This is a genomic window from Kitasatospora cheerisanensis KCTC 2395 (assembly GCF_000696185.1).
Taxonomy (GTDB): domain Bacteria; phylum Actinomycetota; class Actinomycetes; order Streptomycetales; family Streptomycetaceae; genus Kitasatospora; species Kitasatospora cheerisanensis.
The window spans coordinates 3,710,863-3,727,092 of sequence record NZ_KK853997.1 but is presented as its reverse complement, the minus strand read 5'-3'; the positions used below and the strand labels follow the sequence as shown (position 1 = coordinate 3,727,092).

The window sequence follows — 16,230 nt, the reverse complement described above, 5'->3', positions numbered from 1 at the left end:
GTCCGGACAGCTCCGGTCGGCCCATGGACTCCCCCGGGTCCGCGGCCGTCCGGAACCGCTCCGGACGGACGGCTGAACTCCCCCGGGTCCACCGTCCGTCCGGAGCTCACCCCGGCGTCCCGCCCGCACACCCCTGGAGTCCCCGGTGACCGACCCGACGCACCGTCAGGCGAACCCCCGATGAGCTTCCCGCGCACCTCGCGGCGCATCGAGCGGGCGGCCCGGCTGGCCGTCCGGCGCTCGCCGCGGCCGCCCCGCGCCCTGCTCGCCGCCGCCCTGGCCGCCCTCACCGCCGCACTGCTCGTGCAGCGTCCGTAGCAGGACCGGTACAGCGCCCGCGGCACGGCCCGGACAGGTGCCCGCTATGGTTCACGGGTGCCCGACCGAGGTGAGGGGAGTATCCGATGATCGGACGCGCGCTGAACGGGCGTTACGAGCTCGGCGAGATACTCGGCGTCGGCGGGATGGCCACCGTCTACCGGGGCATCGACCACCAGCTCGGCCGGCCGGTCGCGGTGAAGGTGCTCAACGGCGGGCTCGCCGACGACCCCCGGTTCGCCGAGCGGTTCGCCCGCGAGGCCCGGATGGCCGCCCTGCTGGTGCACCCCCGGATCGTCACCGTCTTCGACTCCGGCATCGACCAGGGCTCCCCCTACTTGGTGATGGAGCTGGTCCACGGCGACACCCTGGGCCGGCTGATCGCCGAACAGGGCGTCCTGCCGGTCGAACGCGCCGTCGGCATCGCCGCCGCCGTGCTGGACGCGCTCGGCGCCGCGCACGCCCAGGAACTGGTGCACCGCGACATCAAGCCCGGCAACATCATGATCACCCACGACGGCGGGGTGAAGGTGGTGGACTTCGGCATCGCCCGGGCCGGCTCCTCCTCCGGCCAGCAGCTCACCCAGACCGCCTCGGTGATCGGCACCGCCGCCTACCTCTCCCCGGAACAGGCCACCGCCGGCCCGGTCGACGCCCGCGCCGACCTGTACGCCGTCGGCTGCGTGCTGGTCGAAATGCTCACCGGCGCACCGCCGTTCACCGCCGACACCCCCGTGGCGATCGCCTTCAAGCACGTCACCGAGCACCCGGCGCCGGTCACCGCGCTGCGCCCCGACGTGCCGCCCGCGCTGGACGCGGCGATCCTGCGGCTGCTCGCCAAACAGCCCGCCGAACGCCCCGCCGACGCGAACGCGGCCGCCGCCGAACTGCTCGCCGCCGTCCCGGCCGCCCCCGCCGACCGCACCGCCGCCCTGCTCGGCGGCGCCGCCACCCAGGTGCTGCCGCCCGTCCCCGCGGCCTTCCCGCCGCCGCCCGCGCACCAGCCCTGGACCGAGCAGCAGCGCACCTCCGTGCTCCCGCCGGTGTCGGCTCAGCAGCCGCTGCTGCGGTCCGCCCGCTACGAGGACGAGGAACCCCCGCCCCGGCGCGGCCGCAACCCGCTGATGTACGCCGGCCTCGGCGCCGCCGCGTTCGCCTGCGTGGCCGGCATCGCCGCGTTCTCGCTCGGCGGCGGCGACGACCCCGCCACCAAGGCCCAGCCCGTCACCGGCGCCCCGTCCGCCGCGAGCAGCGCCCCCGTCGCCCCGCCGTCCGCCAGCGCCTCGGCGCGCCCCAGCACCTCCGCCAAGCCGTCCGCCAGCCCCAAGGCCAGCCTGCCCGTCCAGCTCGCCCAGCTGCGCGCCGACATCGCGCAGGCCGCCTTCGCCCGCGAACGCGACCGCCAGGACGACCTGACCAGGCTCCTCGACCAGGCCGCCCAGGACGTCAACGACCACCGCGCCGACGACGCCGAGGGCGCCCTCAAGGACGCCCAACGCCTGCTCCGCGACCTCCAGAAGCGCAAGGCCGCCGACGCCGCCGCCATGGCCAGCTGGCAGGCCCGCCTCACCGCCCTGCTCGCCGCCGTGCACGCGCAGGCCCAGAAGGAGGATTAGTCCCCGCCGCGGGCCCGGCGGATCGCGCGGGTGCGCACCTGGCGGGTCAGGGCCGTCACGCCGGTGGTCAGGAAGACCACGGTGTACAGGAGTTGGAGCATCACCACGACCCGGGCCGCCTGGCCGGCCGGGTGGATGTCGCCGTAGCCGACGGTCGCCATGGTGATCACCGTGAAGTAGAGCGCGTCGATCTTGGTGTTCAGCCCCACCAGTTCGCCCGCCTGCTTCGACATCGCCAGGTACGCGGTGGCGAACGTCACCAGCGCCGCGCACAGCAGCAGCACGATCATCGGCGCGGGCCGCCCCGGCAGGCCGAGCATCTGGCGGCGCACCTCGCGCAGCAGGCCGACCGCCAGGACGGTCAGCACGGCGGCGAACACCAGCCAGCTGACGGTGGGGTGCTCCGGTCCGAACCAGCCCACCGGCACCGTGAAGTAGGCCGTCAGCAGCAGCACCGGCCCGGCCAGCACGACGACGTAGATCCGGGTCAGCTCCCTCACGCCGGCGCGGCCTTCCTGCCCTCGCCGGACGGCGGCGGGTCGGCCGGGCGCCCTTCGGACGGGTGCTCGTCGGCGGGGGTGTCGAGGAACTCCAGCACCGCGAGCGCGGCCAGCAGCACCACCGCGATCCACAGCACCACCGGCGCCGTCGGGTAGCCCCAGGTGAGCAGCACGACCGCCGCCACGGCGACCGCGCCCCAGCCCAGCCAGGCCTTCCGGCGGTGCACGAACCGGCCGACCGGGCCCAGCCGCATCCCGAGCCCCTCGGCGGCCCGCCGGACCGCGCCCAGGCCCGCCTGCCACAGCTGCCGGACCCAGCCGGCCCGCCGGCCCGGCCCGGTCAGCCAGGCGGCCAGCGCGATCACGATGCCCAGCGCCAGCAGCATCCGGACCGCCGCCCGCAGGTACCGCACCAGGGTGTCGTAGACCGCCATCGCGGCGGCCTGGTCCACGTCGGCGGGCAGCTTGTCCAGGTAGAGCGCCCGGAACACGCTCAGCCCGATGCCCAGCAGCCCGGCGGCGAAGGCCATGCCGAGCGCCGCCCAGACGGTGGCCCGGCGGTGGCGCACCGCCAGCAGGATGCCGCCGACCGCGCAGGCCACGGCCAGCACCGGCACCCAGAAGCCGGCCAGGTCGAGCAGCCGCAGCCCGGTCTGGGCCTTCTTCACCGCCTCGGACTGCACCAGGACGAAGTCGGTGTGCACGTCGGGGATCTTCGCCGCCAGGCCCAGCCCGTTCGCCACCAGCCGGTCCTTCACCCGGGCGATCACCGGCGCCAGGTCGAGGGTGACGGTGTCGCCCTTGACCTGCACCGCGCCGCCGCCCTGCCCGGTCAGCACCTTGGTGAACGCGGCGTGCGCGTCGCGCAGGACGGTCTCCCAGATGCCGGCGAACGCGTCCGACTGGACGAGGCGGAGCGTCTGGTCGTGGACGAAGCCGGTCAGCCCGTCGGTCAGGGCCGGTCCGAGCTTGCCCAGCGCGGCGTCCAGGACCGGCCGGTCGGCGGGCGCCACCTCGTTCAGCAGGTCGGAGATCGGCAGCTGCTTCATCACCGCGTCCGTCACCCGGTGGGCGACCGCGCCCTGCACGGCCGGGTCGGAGCCCAGCGGGGCGAGCGTCGACACGAAGCGGTCGGTGTCGGTGACCTGCGACCGGCTCCACGAGGCGACCACGGCCAGCGGGGTGAGGATCGCGGCGAGCACGATCAGCACCGCGGCGAAGAACGACCGGGCCCGGTGGCGCCCGCGGGGCGGCCGCGTCTCCAGGGTGGCGACCCGGGCGCGCAGCGCGGCGAGTTCGCGCTCGTTCGGGGTCTCGTCGGTCATCGCCACCGCCAGGAAGTGATCGTCCGTCAGATGCTCACCAGCAGATACCAGGACGGGGCGGGCTGCCACCCGGGTGCGACGAAGGAGCCCCGGACCGCCGAGGGGCGGTCCGGGGCTCCGGAAGTCCGTGCGTCGCCGGCCGGGGCCGACGGGGTGTCAGGCCGTGGTCGACTTGGGCGTCTCGGTGGCCTTGGTGACGACGGTCGGCTCGACGGCCTGGCGGGGCTGCTCGGCCTGCGAAGCGGCGGTGCCGTTCTGCGCCTCGGCGGGGGCGTCGTCCTCGCGCAGGGCCTTGGTCTCGGCCTTCAGGATGCGCATCGACTTGCCGAGGCCGCGGGCCATCTCGGGCAGCTTCTTCGAGCCGAACAGCAGGACCAGCACCACCACCATGATGGCGATGTGCCAGGGCTCAAGACCGTTACGGAACATCCCTGACCACCGGTCCTTTCGTGGAAGTTCTCGCTGTGACGTCTGGGCCGGACGGTTCGCCCGACTCGGCCAGTATGCCTGGCCTTGTCGGCGAACGTATACACCCGCCGGCAAACAGCGGCCGAAATGCAGGTGATCCGAGACATGTGGTCTGAACCACCTGCATGTACCCGTCCTTCCATGCTGCACCCGCTTACGCGGGGCGCAGGTGCCGCATCAGGAGGTGGGCGGCGAGCGCCGCGCCGAGCATCACCAGGACGCCGACCACCGCGGCCAGGTGCATGCCGGCGGTGAACGCGTCGCGGGCGGCGGTGAGCAGGTGTCCGGCGGTGTCGGACGGCAGGTGGGCGGCGGTGGTGACGGCCCCGCCGAGCGTGTCGCGGGCGGCGTCGGGGGCGGAGCCGTCCATCCGGGCCCGGTAGATCGCGGCGCCGGCCGCGCCGAGCACCGCGATGCCGAGCGAGCTGCCGAGCTCCTGCGCGGTCTCCGAGGTGGCGCCGGCCGCGCCGGCCCGCTCGGCGGGGGCGGCGGCGAGCACCATCTCGCCGGTGATGCTGACGGTGCCGACCGCGCCGGCGGCGATCACCCCGGCGGCGGTGAGCGGCAGCACCAGCGAGGAGTCCGGGACGACGAAGGCCATCGCGGCGAAGCCGGCGGCGCTGGCCAGGAAGCCGCCGGTGAGCAGGATCGCGGGCCGCACCTTGCCGGCCAGCGCGCCGAACCCGCCGACCGCCGCGCCGACGCCGACGCTGGGCAGCAGCGCCCAGAGCGAGGCGGCGAGCGGGCCGTAGCCCTTGACCAGTTGCAGGTACTGCGAGGTGAAGAGGGTGAAGCCCATCATCGCGAACATCGCGATGGTGTTGACGGTGATCGCGCCGCTGTAGGTGCGGATCCGGAACAGCGAGAGGTCGATCAGCGGGTCGGCGGCGGTGCGCAGCCGGACGGCCAGGCCGGCGCCGATCAGCAGGCCGGCGGCGAGCACCAGGGCGGGGCGCAGCGCCCAGCCGTCCACCGCGAGGGTCTTGATGCCGTAGACCACGGGCAGCACGGTGGCGATCGAGAGGGCGGCGCCGGCCAGGTCGAAGCGGCCCTGCTGCGGGGCGCGGTACTCGGGGAGCAGGAACGGCGCGGCGGCCATCACCAGCAGCATCACGGGGACGGCGATCAGGAAGGCCGAGCCCCACCAGAAGTGCTCCAGCAGGACGCCGCCGATCACCGGTCCGAGGGTGGCGCCGGCCATCATGACGCCGCTCCAGGCGCCGATCGCGGCCTGCCGCTGCTTGGGGTCGGGGAACATGTTGCGCACCAGGGCCAGGGTGGAGGGCCCGAAGACCGCTCCGGCGACGCCCAGCAGGGCCCGGGCGGCGATGAGCTGGTTCGCGCCGTCGGCCCACGCGGCGACCAGCGAGGCGACCGCGAACGCGGCGGTGCCGCCGATCAGCAGTCGGCGCCGGCCGATCCGGTCGCCCAGGGCGCCCATCGGGATCAGCAGCCCGGCCAGCAGGAACGAGTACATGTCCATGATCCACAGCTGCTGGGTGCCGCTCGGGCGCAGGTCGGTGGAGATGAACGGGACGGCGAAGAACAGCACGCCCATGTCCGTGGCGAGGACGAGCGTCGGCAGCAGGAGGAGGGCGAGGCCAAGCCATTCGCGTCGGCCGGCACGGCCGTGGTCGGTGGTCATGGCGAGGACTGTACGGATGTCTTGCACGGCTGTCTAGTACAAGCGTCTCAATCAATCGTTCCAGACGTTCGCGCAAGACAGGCGTCTTGGACTGCCGTAGCATCGGCGCATGGGAAATCGCGAGGACCTGCTGGCCAGCGCCAAGCACTGCCTGTACGAGAAGGGCTACGGGCGCACCACCGCCCGCGACATCGCCAACGGCGCGGGCGTCAGCCTGGCCGCGATCGGCTACCACTACGGCTCCAAGGACGCGCTGCTGATCCAGGCGCTGGTGGAGGCGATGGGGGAGTGGGGCACCGCGGTCGGCGCGGCGCTCGCCTCCTCGGCGGACATCGCCGACCCGAAGGAGCGGTTCGTCCGGTCCTGGGACGCGATGCGGGACAGCTTCGCGACGCACCGCGGGCTGTGGACGGTGCAGTTCGAGATCCTCGGGCGGCTCGACACGATGCCGAAGCTGCGCGAGCAGCTGGCCGACGCGCAGAAGCTCGGCCGGCTCGGCCTGGCCGCGCTGTTCCAGGGGAAGGCCGAGCACGAGGACACCCCGGAGGAGCTGGCCAAGGGCGTGTTCTACCAGTCGCTGCTGCTCGGCCAGGCCGCGCACTGGCTGATCGACCCGGCCGGGGTGCCCGGCGGCGAGGACTACCTGCGGGCGATGTCGCTGGTGGCCGGCGACGTCCTGGGGGTGCTCGCGCGCTGAGCGGGCGTCAGGCGGTGACGGCGGTCAGCAGGACCACCGCGTCAGTGTGCGCGAGCAGGCCGTGCCGCTCCTGCGGGATCGAGTGCAGCTCGCCCGCCGACGCGTCCTGCTGCCGGCCGGCCACCGTCAGCGCGACCCGGCCGCGCAGCACCTGGAGGCTGGCGGCGACCGGGGCGTTGTGCTCGTCCAGCACCGCCCCGGCGCGCAGCGCGATCACGGTCTGCCGCAGCACGCCGTCGTGCAGCAGCAGGTGGGCGCTGCGGCCGTGCGGGCTGGCGGCGGCCTTGGCGGCGTGCTCCTCGGCCAGCGCGTTCAGGTCGATCCGGGCCGGCTGCTCGGTCATCGCGTTCTCCTCCTTCGGCCCCCCGCGCCCGGGGGCTCGCCGACCGAGTCCCCGCCGCCGACCCTAGGCGCTCTCCTCCGGATCCCGTCGGACCGGCACGCGGCGGGCTCCGGGCCACGCGCAGGGGGCAACGCGGGCGGCGTTCGGCGTGCGGGGCCCGGGCGGCGGGCCGATGGTGGTGGCATGACGAGCAATCAGAAGTTCATCGGCGGCCTCCGGGTGAACCGCGGCATGATCACCACCGGCGCCGCCCTCACCGGGATCGGCGCCGTCCTCGCGGCGACCGGCGCGACCCTGGTCTGCGTCGCGCTGGCGAACGCGGGCCGGAGCTGGATCCACCGGCTGGAGACCCAGCCCGCGGAGCTGGCGCACCACGCCCTGCACCGGGCGAAGGCCGCGTCGGCGGCCGGACTGGAGGCGTGGCGCGCCAACGGCACCTGAACGCGGACGCGGCGGAGGCGGGCACCCGGCCACCGGGTGCCCGCCTCCGCGACGTCCGCGGCCGCTACAGGCCGAGCGACTTGGCGATGATGGTGCGCATGACCTCGCTGGTGCCGCCGTAGATCCGGAACACCCGGTTGTCGGTGTAGAGGCGGGCGATCGGGTACTCCAGGATGTAGCCGTAACCGCCGTGCAGCTGGAGGCACTTGTCGATCACCTCGGAGGCCGACTCGGTGCAGAACAGCTTGGCCGCGGCGGCGTCCGCCACCGTCAGCTCGCCGTTCTGGTACAGCTCCAGGGCCTGGTCGACCATCGCCTGCTGGGCCAGCACCTGGGCCTGGCAGTCGGCCAGCGAGAACTTGGTGTTCTGGAACTCGGCGACGGCCTTGCCGAAGACCTTGCGCTCCTTCACGTACTTCACCGCGAACTGCACCGCGGCCGCGGCCGAGGCGTACGCGCCGACCGCGATCGCCAGGCGCTCCTGCACCAGGTTGTGGGTCAGGTAGGAGAAGGCCTTGCCCTCCTCGCCGAGCAGGTTCTCCACCGGGACCTTGACGTCGGTGAAGGACAGCTCGGCGGTGTCCGAGGTGCGCAGGCCGATCTTCTGCAGCTTGCGGCCGACCGTGTAGCCCTCGGAGGCGGTGTCCACGCACAGGATGGACAGGCCGGCCCGGCGGTCCGCCGGGTCGTACGGGGCGGTGCGGCAGACCACCAGGACCAGGTCGGCGAGCACGCCGCCGGTGATGAAGGTCTTGGCGCCGTTGAGCACGTAGTGGGTGCCGTCGGCGGACAGCTTCGCGGTGGTGGCGATGCCCGCCAGGTCGGAGCCCGCGCCCGGCTCGGTCATCGCGATCGCGGTCATGATGTCGCCGCTGACGAAGCCCGGCAGCCAGCGCTGCTTCTGCTCCTCGGTGGCGTACTCCATCAGGTACGGCAGCACCAGGCCGGTGTGCACGCCGGAGGAGCCGAAGGTGACGCCCGCGCGGGCGGTCTCCTCGTAGATCACGGCCTGGTACTTGAAGCCGGTCTCGCCGGCGCCGCCGTACTCCTCCGGGACCTCGATGCCGTAGACGCCGAGCTCGCCCAGCTTGCGGTAGAAGTCCCGCGGCGGGTGGCCGGCCTCCTCCCAGCTCTCGTAGACCGGGACGACCTCGTTGGCGATGAAGTCCCGGATGGTCTCCCGGAACGCCTCGTGGTCCTCGTTGTACACGGTGCGGCGCACGGTGCGCTCCCTTCGGCGGCGGCCTCGTCGCGGTCAAGTTAATCGCCGGTAGCTTGTGGTGTCCAGGGTGGGCCGCTTCCCGCCGGGCGGCCATCGGCCGAGGTCAGGTGATCCGCCGGAGGCGTGCGCGCCGGCCCGCCGGAAGGGAATTCCGGGCGGGTGGTCTTCCTGCAAACTGGTGCGAATGTCGCCCGGCGGGTCGGCCCCCCGTTTCGGTTGCGACGGTAATTGGCCTGGTATTCCCACGGGTTGGCGGGAGTGCGGGCGATCGCCCGTGCACCGGGCGGAAGTTGACCGAGTATCGACAGGAATGGGGAAATTCGAAAACAGTGGTCGCCAGATAGTCGTACTGGCACACTGGGGCCTCATGTCTGATGGCCTTCCCCCCGCTTCCGGCGCCGACGGAAGTGGCGTCGAATTCCCCGCGTCCGAGAAGTCGGAGAATCTCCGCACCACCGAGGTCGACCTCGGCGGCCTGGTGGGCGTGCTCGCCACCCACCTCTACTCGACGCCGCTGGTGGCGCTGCGCGAACTGGTGCAGAACGCCCACGACTCGCACACCCGGCGCAAGCTGGAGGACCCGGAGAGCGCCTACCGGCCGCTGATCCGGGTCACCGGCGACCCGGCCGCCCGGACCGTGGCGATCGAGGACAACGGGGCCGGCCTCACCGAACCGGAGATCCACGCCTACCTGGCAACCGTCGGCACCGGCTACACCCGGATGCTCCGCGACCTGACGGGCAACCAGGAACTGATCGGCGCCTTCGGACTCGGCTTCCTGTCGGCGTTCTCGGTCGCCGACGAGGTGACCGTCACCACCGCCTCGCACCGCGAACCGCACGCCGCGCACACCTACCGCAGCCGCGGCGGCGAGCAGTACAGCGTCGAACCCGCCCCGGCCCGGCCCGCGCCGGGCACCGTGGTGACGCTCCGCCTCAAGCCCGAGCACGCCCACCTCGCCGACGAGGAGGCGCTGCGCGAGGTCCTCGCCCGCTACTGCGTGCTGCTGCCCATCGAGGTGTACGTCGGCGAGGACGAACAGCCCGTCAACAACGTCGCCGTGCCCTGGCGGCAGGACCTCCCCGGCTCGCCCTACCTGCACCGGATGCGCTTCGCCACCGCCTTCGCCCGCAGCTTCGAACCCCTCACCGCGTTCCCCGTCCAGCCCGCCGACGAACGCACCGACGCCGTCGGCCTGCTCTGGGTCCAGGACGGCGGCACCTACGGCTCCACCGACAACCGCGACCTCGCCGTCTACCTGCGCGGCATGCTGCTCGCCGACGACGCCCGCGACCTGCTGCCCAGCTGGGCCGGCTTCATCGGCGGCGTGGTCGAGTCCACCCGGCTCACCCCCACCGCCAGCCGCGAGGACCTGCAGCGCGACGAGCACTACCGCGCCCTCCAGCAGGCCCTCACCGACGCCATCGTCGACGGCCTCTACGAGACCGCCCGGCTGCACCCCGCCGCCTGGCGGCGCATCCTCTCCCGGCACGGACAGGAACTGCTCGGCGCCGCCCTCTGCGACGACCGGCTGTTCACCCTGCTCGCCGACGACGTCCCGGTGCCCACCTCGCAGGGCGAACTGACCGCCGGCGCCCTGCGCGCCGCCGGCTCCGGCGCCGTCCACGTCGCCCTCGGCAGCGGCGGCGGCTTCGAGGAGATGCTGTACCGCGCCATGCAGGTGCCGATCGCCCGCGGCGACCGGTACGCCGTGCTGCCGTTCCTGCGCCGCTACGCCCAGCTGCGGGACTGCCGGATCGTCGAACTCGGCAGCGAGAGCGGCAACCGCGAACTCTTCCGCGCCCCCGACATCCCGCTGCCCGCCGAACAGCACGCCTGGCTGACCGCCGCCCTCACCGACGACGGCGAGCAGCTCGTCCCGGCCCGGTTCGACCCGCCCGGCCTGCCGCTGGTGCTGGTGCCCGACCGCGAGGCCGAACTCAAGGCCCGCATCGAGGACGACAAGGCCGACGCCCGGATCCCGTCCGCCGCGCTGCGCCTGGCCCGGGCGTTCACCGCCCGCACCGACGGCACCGTCAAGGCCCGGCTCTACCTCAACCTGGCCTCGCCCGCCGTGCACGACCTGCTGGCCGCGTACCGCGCCGGGCACACCGGGCGGCCACCGCCGCCGCACTGCTGCGCTCGCTGAAGGTGATCATGGCGGCGGCCTCCGGCTCGGCCGGCGGCGACCTCACCGCCGCCCTCGGCGGGATCTCCACCGCGGTCGCCGCGCTCACCGCCGCCATCCCCGCCGACGGCCTGTCGGTGGTGCCCGACACCATCTCCGCAGACACTCCGCAGGGGGACGAGGAACGATGACCACCGACATCTGGTCCTGGGTGCACGACACCCACCGGCAGCTCGCCGAGTCCGGGCAGCACCGGCTGGCCGACGCGCTCGCCGAGATCGCCGGACACGCCGTCGAGGGCCGCAACGAGCAGCTCGACGCGATGTACCCCGAGGCGCTCGCCTCGGCCCGCGCGCTCGGCCTGCCCTGGGTCGAGGTCTTCCTGCGGCACTGGCGGCTGCAGAACCTGCTGAACAAGCGCCACCAGGGCGAGGCCGCGATGAGCGAGGCGGTGTCGCTGCTGGAGTTCGCGCACCGCGAGGAGACCGCCTCCTGCCCGCAATCGGTGTGCGCCGTCCAGGACTTCACCATCTGCCACGCCAACATCGACGGCCCCGGCTACGTGCCCGAGCGGCTCGCCGTGCTGGAGGAGACCCTGGAGCGGGTCGAACCCGCCCGGGCCTGCTTCGACTGCCTGTCCCGCGAGTACGCGGACACCCTGGAGGACGACGGCCGCCCCGCCGACGCCCTCGCCCACCTCGACCGCGCCCAGACCCGGATCCGGGCGGCCGGCGAACAGGTCTCGCTGTCCTTCGCGCACAGCCGGGTCTCCGCCCTGCACCGCCTCGGCCGCCACCAGGAGGCCCTGGAGGCGTACGACACCGCCGAGCACGCCTACGTCGCCGCCGGCCACCGCCTCGACGACGACGACCGGCGCAAGCTCGCCGTCGGCCGCGCCCTGCAGTTCGCCGCCCTCGGCCGCACCGCCGAAGCCCTCGACCTGCTGCCCGACGCCGAGCAGGCCGACCGGTACGCCGACATCCGGCACCGCTGGACCTCCGCCGTCGAACTGCTCGCCACCGCCGGCGAGTTCCCCAACGACGCCGCCCTCGGCGCCCGGCTGGCCGGCTGGGCCGGCGAACTCGACGCCGCCGGCTCCCACCGCCCCTGCCTCAACCTGGTGCTGACCGCCGGCCGGCTCGCCCTCGCCCGCGGCGCCCGCGAGGTCGCGCTCACCCTCGCCCGCACCGGCGAACGCAAGCTCGGGCAACTGCGCCGCACCGACGGCGTCACCGAGCAGGTCGCCGCCCTCCGGGCCGCCGCCGAAGCCCTGCCCCGGCCCGAACTGCCCGTCCCCGCCGGCGAACTGCCGCAGTGGCTGGCCGACCACCGCCCCGACCCGGAGACCGGCGCCGACCTGCTCGCCGCCGCCCTCGCGCAGAGCACCGGGCCCGAAACCGTCCTGGTGCTCAACCTGGCCGGCGCCCTCGGCACCCTCGGCCACACCCGGGCCGTCACCGAACTGCTCTGGGCCCACCTGGACGTCGACCCCGACAGCGACTACCTGACCGGCATGCTCGGCCAGCTGCTGATCGACGCCGAGGACGGCGACGGCGTCGACCGGCTCGCCGACCGGCTGTCCGCCGCCCCGCCGACGCGCACTGGCTGCGCGCCCGCTGGGCCGCCGCCCAGGGCCGCTGGGCCGAGGTCGCCGAACAGTGCGCGGCCGTCCTGGTGCACGAGCCCGGCGCCCTCAACACCCGCCGCCTCGCCGCCGGCGCCGCCACCCACCGCGGCGACCACGCCGAGGCCCAGCGGCTCTACCAGGAACTCCTGGAGCACGCCCTCGACCCCGCCGAGGCCGGCGAGGACCAGGAGCACCGCACCGTCCAGGACTCCGACCTGTGGCACCTGATCACCGCCGCCACCGCCAACCGCGACTGGGCCGCCGTCCGCGCCGCCGGCGCCCGGATCGGCATCGAGTTCGACGCCGACAGCGGCCCCGTCGACGAGGAGTGGCAGCTGATCGAACTGCGCGCCCCCCGCCACAACGGCACCACCGTCGACCTGCCCGCGCTGCGCACCGGCCCGGCCACCGCCCGGGTGCTGCCGGTGCTCGGCGACGACCACGACCTCAACCACGGCGACGTGGTGGTGTTCGCCCCCGCCGTCCTCAACGACCGCCCCGAGCCCGGGCAGGAGGACGACTGGCACCCGGTCTTCGAGTACCTCACCCTGCTCGACCCGGCCGGCTTCACCACCTACTGGATCGACGGCTGCTGCCCCGACGACGACACCTGGTACGCCCTGCGCGGCGCCCTCCAGGAGGCCGGGTACGCGGTGTGGGCCTACAGCGGCGACCACTACCGGATCACCGACCCGCACCACGAGGGCGAGACCCTGCCCGGCATCTACGCCGCGCTCGGCGTTCCGCCGACCAGCTCCGCGAAGGAGGCCGACGCCCTGCTCACCGAGCTCACCGCGCACTGGCCGCACCCGCTGGCCTGGCCCGCCCTCGCCGAGGCCGCCGGCGCCGACCCGGCCCGGCACCGGAAGATCGTCGACGACTACGACCTGTAGCGGACGCCCGGCCGCCCGCGGTGCGGGCGGCCGACCCGTCCCGCGGCCGGCCGCAACTGATGACATATCGGACAGCGGCGGCCGCGCGGGCCCGGCCGGGGCCACCCCTTGTTCGCACCGCCGTCGACGATCGGGCAAGGTGGGAGCCAGTAGGCAGCCCGGTCGGGCGGCTGCCGGGGAGGCGGAGGAAGGCACCGTGTCCGATCGCAAGCCGGAGGGCGCACCGGCGCAGGAGGCGCCGCCCACCGAAGGGCTGCTCGGGCCGGACGCACCCCCCATCGAACGGCCCGTCAGCGTCCCGCACGCGCCCGAGCCCGCGCAGACCGAGGGCCTGCTCGGCCACACCGTCCCCGAGGCCGCCGAGGCCGTCCGGGCCCGCAACCCGCTCGCCCAGGACACCCTCACCCCCGAGGAGTGGAACGCCGCCGGCTACACCCCCTCGCACGGCCTCGACCTCACCGAACTCCACAAGGGCGCCCCCGGCGAAGCCCCCTGGCCGGACCGGATGCGCACCCTGCTGCGCACGCCCATGGCCGAGCGCCCCGCCTTCGAGCGCACCCCGCGCGAACTGCACCCGTCCGCCGGCGCGCAGACCCAGCGCAACGTCCCCCGCATCCTCGACCTGTCGCTGCGCATCGGCGAACTCCTGCTCGCCAGCGGCGAGGCCGCCGAGGACGTGGAGGCCGCGATGCTCGGCATCGCGCACGCCTACCGGCTCGACCACTGCGAACCGCAGGTCACCTTCACCCTGATCTCGATCTCCCACCAGCCCTCGCTGATCGACCCGCCGGTCACCGCGGACCGCGTGGTGCGCCGCCGCACCTCCGACTACACCCGGCTCGCCGCCGTGTACGAGCTGGTCGCCGACATCACCGCCGAGAAGGTCACCGTCAACGACGCCTACCGGCGGCTCGCCGAGATCCGCCGCAACCGGCACCCGTACCCGGCCTGGCTGCTGGCGCTGGCCACCGGGCTGCTGGCCGGCGCGGCGTCCTTCCTGGTCGGCGGGAAGGCCGACGGCAAGGCCTGGCTGGTGTTCGGGGTCGCGTTCCTCACCGCCGTGGTCGGCGACCGGCTGGCCTCCTTCATCGCCCGCCGCGGACTGCCCGAGTTCTACCAGTTCGTGGTCGCCGCGATGCCCGCCGCGTTCTGCGGCATCCTGCTCTCCTTCAACGAACTGCACCTGCGCGGCTCGGTGGTGATCACCGGTGGACTGTTCGCGCTGCTCCCCGGCCGGGCCATGGTCGCCGCCGTCCAGGACGGCCTGACCGGCTTCTACATCACCGCCGCCGCCCGGCTGCTCGAAGTGATGTACCTGATCGCGGGCATCGTCATCGGCGTGATGCTGGTGCTGTACATCGGCGTCAACTACAACGCCCGGCTGCGGCCCGACGAGAGCCTCGGCGGCACCACCAACCCGCCGCTCCAGCTGATCGCCGCGATGGTGCTGGCGCTGGCCTTCGCCATGCTGCTGCAGACCGACCGGCGCTCGCTGCCGATGGTCGTGCTGAACGCCGGCATCGGCTGGTCCACGTACGGCGTGCTGGTCCAGAACGCGTCGATCTCGCCGATCGTCGCCACCGGCCTCGCCGCCGGGCTGGTCGGCCTGTTCGGCCAGCTGCTGGCCCGCTACCGGGCGGCCTCCGCGCTGCCGTACGTCACCGCCGCGATGGGCCCGCTGATGCCCGGTTCGGCGCTGTACCTGGGCATGCTGGCGTTCGCCCAGGGCCACGCCTCCAGCGGGCTGGTCTCCGCCAGCCGCGCCGTCGCGCTCGCGCTGGCGCTGGCCATCGGCGTGAACCTGGGCGGCGAGGTGGCCCGGCTGTTCCTGAAGAACCCCGGCGCCAGCGACCGCGACGCCCCGCACCTGCTCATCCCGCGCCGGGCCGCGAAACGCACCCGAGGCTTCTGACCCGCCGCCGGACCCGACGGCCGAACCGAACCGAAGGCACCACCCGATGCTCAGTGCACTGCTCGACGGCTACCACCACCACATCGTGGACGCCCACAAGCAGCCGCTGTTCCTGCTGCTCGTCGGGTTCATCACCTCCTTCGTGTTCATCCGCTTCAGCACCCGCATGATCCGCGCCCAGGTCCGCTGGTGGCCCGGCAACATCACCCCCGGCGGGCTGCACATCCACCACATGGTGTTCGGCCTCGGCTTCCTGCTGCTCGGCGGCATCGGCGTGTTCGCCACCGGCGGCGGCCGCCCCTGGATCGACTGGTTCGGCCTGTCCTTCGGCATCGGCTGCGGCCTGGTGCTCGACGAGTTCGCGCTGATCCTGCACCTGGACGACGTGTACTGGAGCGAGCAGGGCCGCAAGTCGGTGGACGCGGTGATCCTCGGCATCCTGCTCACCGCGCTGCTGCTCACCGGGTACGTGCCGCTCGGCGTGGTGCCCGGGCAGGACACCAGGTGGGGGCTGGTCGCGGTGATCGCCGGCAACGCGCTGGTCTGCCTGGCGGCCCTGCTGAAGGGCAAGGTCTGGACGGGCCTGCTCGGCATCATGGTGCCCGGCCTGTCCTGGATCGGCGCGATCCGGCTGGCCCGGCCGTCCAGCCCCTGGGCACGCTGGCGCTACGCCGACCGGCCCCGGCGGATGGCCCGCGCGATCCGCCGCGAACGGCGCCTGCACGCCCGGATGGACCGGGCCCGCACCTGGCTGTTCGACCTGATCGCCGGCGCGCCCGACAAGGTCCCGGCGGGCCACCCCAAGGCGCACGCCGTCGCCGAGCGGATGGCCGCCAGGGCGCTCGCCCACCGCCACCCCGCGCTCCCGGCCGGCGGGCGGCGGACCGCCGCCGCGCCCGCCACCGACCCGGCCCGGCGGGCCGCGCCCAGCGCCGCCGCCGCACCGTCCGGGCCATGCGGCCGCGCACCACGGCGACCGGCAAGCCGCCGCAGCGGGCGCGCTGACCGGGCGGGGCAGCGGTCGGTCCGACAATCCGACATCTCACCCGCGCGGCCGCATGGCGATGGCGCCGACGCCCCGTCAGGTCTGAGAAT

General features: G+C 74.1%; 15 protein-coding genes. 8 read left to right on the top strand and 7 right to left on the bottom strand.

The window, feature by feature from the left end; all coding sequences use genetic code 11:
• Positions 1 to 180 precede the first annotated feature (180 nt).
• A complete protein-coding gene (locus KCH_RS41385; RefSeq protein ID WP_157032078.1) occupies positions 181 to 318 on the top strand; it encodes a hypothetical protein in 138 nt (45 codons plus the stop codon).
• Between the two features lie 86 nt (positions 319 to 404).
• Positions 405 to 1,934, top strand: a complete 1,530-nt coding sequence (locus KCH_RS37365) for a protein kinase domain-containing protein (RefSeq protein ID WP_051653145.1) — start codon at positions 405 to 407, stop codon at positions 1,932 to 1,934.
• Here the strand turns inward: KCH_RS37365 and KCH_RS16845 are convergent.
• The 4 genes from KCH_RS16845 to KCH_RS16830 all read right to left on the bottom strand — a co-directional run bounded on the left by KCH_RS16845 (position 1,931) and on the right by KCH_RS16830 (position 5,872).
• Entirely contained in the window at positions 1,931 to 2,434 is a 504-nt protein-coding gene (locus KCH_RS16845; protein WP_051653144.1) for a potassium channel family protein, read from the bottom strand. The genes KCH_RS37365 and KCH_RS16845 overlap by 4 nt on opposite strands.
• A complete protein-coding gene (locus tag KCH_RS16840; RefSeq protein WP_035863911.1) occupies positions 2,431 to 3,759 on the bottom strand; it encodes a membrane protein in 1,329 nt (442 codons plus the stop codon). Before KCH_RS16840 ends, KCH_RS16845 begins: the two co-directional genes overlap by 4 nt.
• Positions 3,760 to 3,915: 156 nt before the next feature.
• The gene (tatA, locus tag KCH_RS16835; RefSeq protein ID WP_035863910.1) at positions 3,916 to 4,188 is read right to left on the bottom strand and encodes a Sec-independent protein translocase subunit TatA; all 273 of its coding nucleotides are present in this window, start codon (positions 4,186 to 4,188) and stop codon (positions 3,916 to 3,918) included.
• Positions 4,189 to 4,381: 193 nt separating this feature from the next.
• A complete protein-coding gene (locus KCH_RS16830) occupies positions 4,382 to 5,872 on the bottom strand; it encodes an MFS transporter (RefSeq protein ID WP_051653143.1) in 1,491 nt (496 codons plus the stop codon).
• A gap of 109 nt (positions 5,873 to 5,981) precedes the next feature.
• On the opposite strand from KCH_RS16830, the gene KCH_RS16825 reads away from it, so the two are divergent.
• Positions 5,982 to 6,569, top strand: a complete 588-nt coding sequence (locus KCH_RS16825) for a TetR/AcrR family transcriptional regulator (protein WP_035863907.1) — start codon at positions 5,982 to 5,984, stop codon at positions 6,567 to 6,569.
• A 7-nt stretch (positions 6,570 to 6,576) separates the two neighbouring features.
• Here KCH_RS16825 and KCH_RS16820 read toward each other — a convergent pair whose 3' ends face one another.
• Positions 6,577 to 6,912, bottom strand: a complete 336-nt coding sequence (locus KCH_RS16820) for a cupin domain-containing protein (RefSeq protein WP_035863904.1) — start codon at positions 6,910 to 6,912, stop codon at positions 6,577 to 6,579.
• A gap of 183 nt (positions 6,913 to 7,095) precedes the next feature.
• On the opposite strand from KCH_RS16820, the gene KCH_RS16815 reads away from it, so the two are divergent.
• Complete coding sequence (locus tag KCH_RS16815) at positions 7,096 to 7,353, top strand: hypothetical protein (protein WP_035863902.1); 258 nt, start codon at positions 7,096 to 7,098, stop codon at positions 7,351 to 7,353.
• Positions 7,354 to 7,417: 64 nt separating this feature from the next.
• On the opposite strand, the gene KCH_RS16810 is transcribed toward KCH_RS16815, so the two are convergent.
• Positions 7,418 to 8,575 carry an acyl-CoA dehydrogenase family protein gene (locus KCH_RS16810; protein ID WP_035863900.1) on the bottom strand — a complete coding sequence of 386 codons (1,158 nt, stop codon included), beginning with the start codon at positions 8,573 to 8,575 and terminating at the stop codon, positions 7,418 to 7,420.
• 367 nt (positions 8,576 to 8,942) lie between these two features.
• Here KCH_RS16810 and KCH_RS16805 point away from each other — a divergent pair, with 367 nt between their 5' ends.
• The 4 genes from KCH_RS16805 (at position 8,943) to KCH_RS16795 (ending at position 15,135) form a co-directional block, all read left to right on the top strand.
• Positions 8,943 to 10,724, top strand: coding sequence for an ATP-binding protein (locus KCH_RS16805; RefSeq protein WP_063750159.1), 1,782 nt, complete (start codon positions 8,943 to 8,945; stop codon positions 10,722 to 10,724).
• 8 nt (positions 10,725 to 10,732) lie between these two features.
• Positions 10,733 to 10,894 (top strand): hypothetical protein, encoded by a 162-nt coding sequence (locus KCH_RS43365; RefSeq protein WP_208865959.1) that lies wholly within the window; start codon positions 10,733 to 10,735, stop codon positions 10,892 to 10,894.
• The gene (locus KCH_RS16800; protein ID WP_035863898.1) at positions 10,891 to 12,558 is read left to right on the top strand and encodes a YbbN family protein; all 1,668 of its coding nucleotides are present in this window, start codon (positions 10,891 to 10,893) and stop codon (positions 12,556 to 12,558) included. The genes KCH_RS43365 and KCH_RS16800 overlap by 4 nt, the downstream gene beginning before the upstream one ends.
• 861 nt (positions 12,559 to 13,419) lie before the next feature.
• A complete protein-coding gene (locus KCH_RS16795) occupies positions 13,420 to 15,135 on the top strand; it encodes a threonine/serine exporter family protein (protein WP_035863896.1) in 1,716 nt (571 codons plus the stop codon).
• On the opposite strand, the gene KCH_RS41380 is transcribed toward KCH_RS16795, so the two are convergent.
• Positions 15,095 to 15,991: a hypothetical protein gene (locus tag KCH_RS41380; protein ID WP_157032077.1), complete on the bottom strand. Its 897-nt coding sequence runs from the start codon at positions 15,989 to 15,991 to the stop codon at positions 15,095 to 15,097. The two genes, KCH_RS16795 and KCH_RS41380, sit on opposite strands and share 41 nt — an antisense overlap.
• Positions 15,992 to 16,230 lie beyond the last annotated feature (239 nt).

Excerpts from the sequence above, each read along its gene's own strand:
- KCH_RS41385 (WP_157032078.1), top strand. The coding sequence starts at position 181 with ATGAGCTTCCCGCGCACCTCGCGGCGCATCGAGCGGGCGGCCCGGCTG.
- KCH_RS37365 (WP_051653145.1), top strand. The coding sequence starts at position 405 with ATGATCGGACGCGCGCTGAACGGGCGTTACGAGCTCGGCGAGATACTC.
- KCH_RS16840 (WP_035863911.1), bottom strand. The coding sequence starts at position 3,759 with ATGACCGACGAGACCCCGAACGAGCGCGAACTCGCCGCGCTGCGCGCC.
- tatA (WP_035863910.1), bottom strand. The coding sequence starts at position 4,188 with ATGTTCCGTAACGGTCTTGAGCCCTGGCACATCGCCATCATGGTGGTG.
- KCH_RS16830 (WP_051653143.1), bottom strand. The coding sequence starts at position 5,872 with ATGACCACCGACCACGGCCGTGCCGGCCGACGCGAATGGCTTGGCCTC.
- KCH_RS16825 (WP_035863907.1), top strand. The coding sequence starts at position 5,982 with ATGGGAAATCGCGAGGACCTGCTGGCCAGCGCCAAGCACTGCCTGTAC.
- KCH_RS16820 (WP_035863904.1), bottom strand. The coding sequence starts at position 6,912 with ATGACCGAGCAGCCGGCCCGGATCGACCTGAACGCGCTGGCCGAGGAG.
- KCH_RS16815 (WP_035863902.1), top strand. The coding sequence starts at position 7,096 with ATGACGAGCAATCAGAAGTTCATCGGCGGCCTCCGGGTGAACCGCGGC.
- KCH_RS16805 (WP_063750159.1), top strand. The coding sequence starts at position 8,943 with ATGTCTGATGGCCTTCCCCCCGCTTCCGGCGCCGACGGAAGTGGCGTC.
- KCH_RS43365 (WP_208865959.1), top strand. The coding sequence starts at position 10,733 with ATGGCGGCGGCCTCCGGCTCGGCCGGCGGCGACCTCACCGCCGCCCTC.
- KCH_RS16800 (WP_035863898.1), top strand. The coding sequence starts at position 10,891 with ATGACCACCGACATCTGGTCCTGGGTGCACGACACCCACCGGCAGCTC.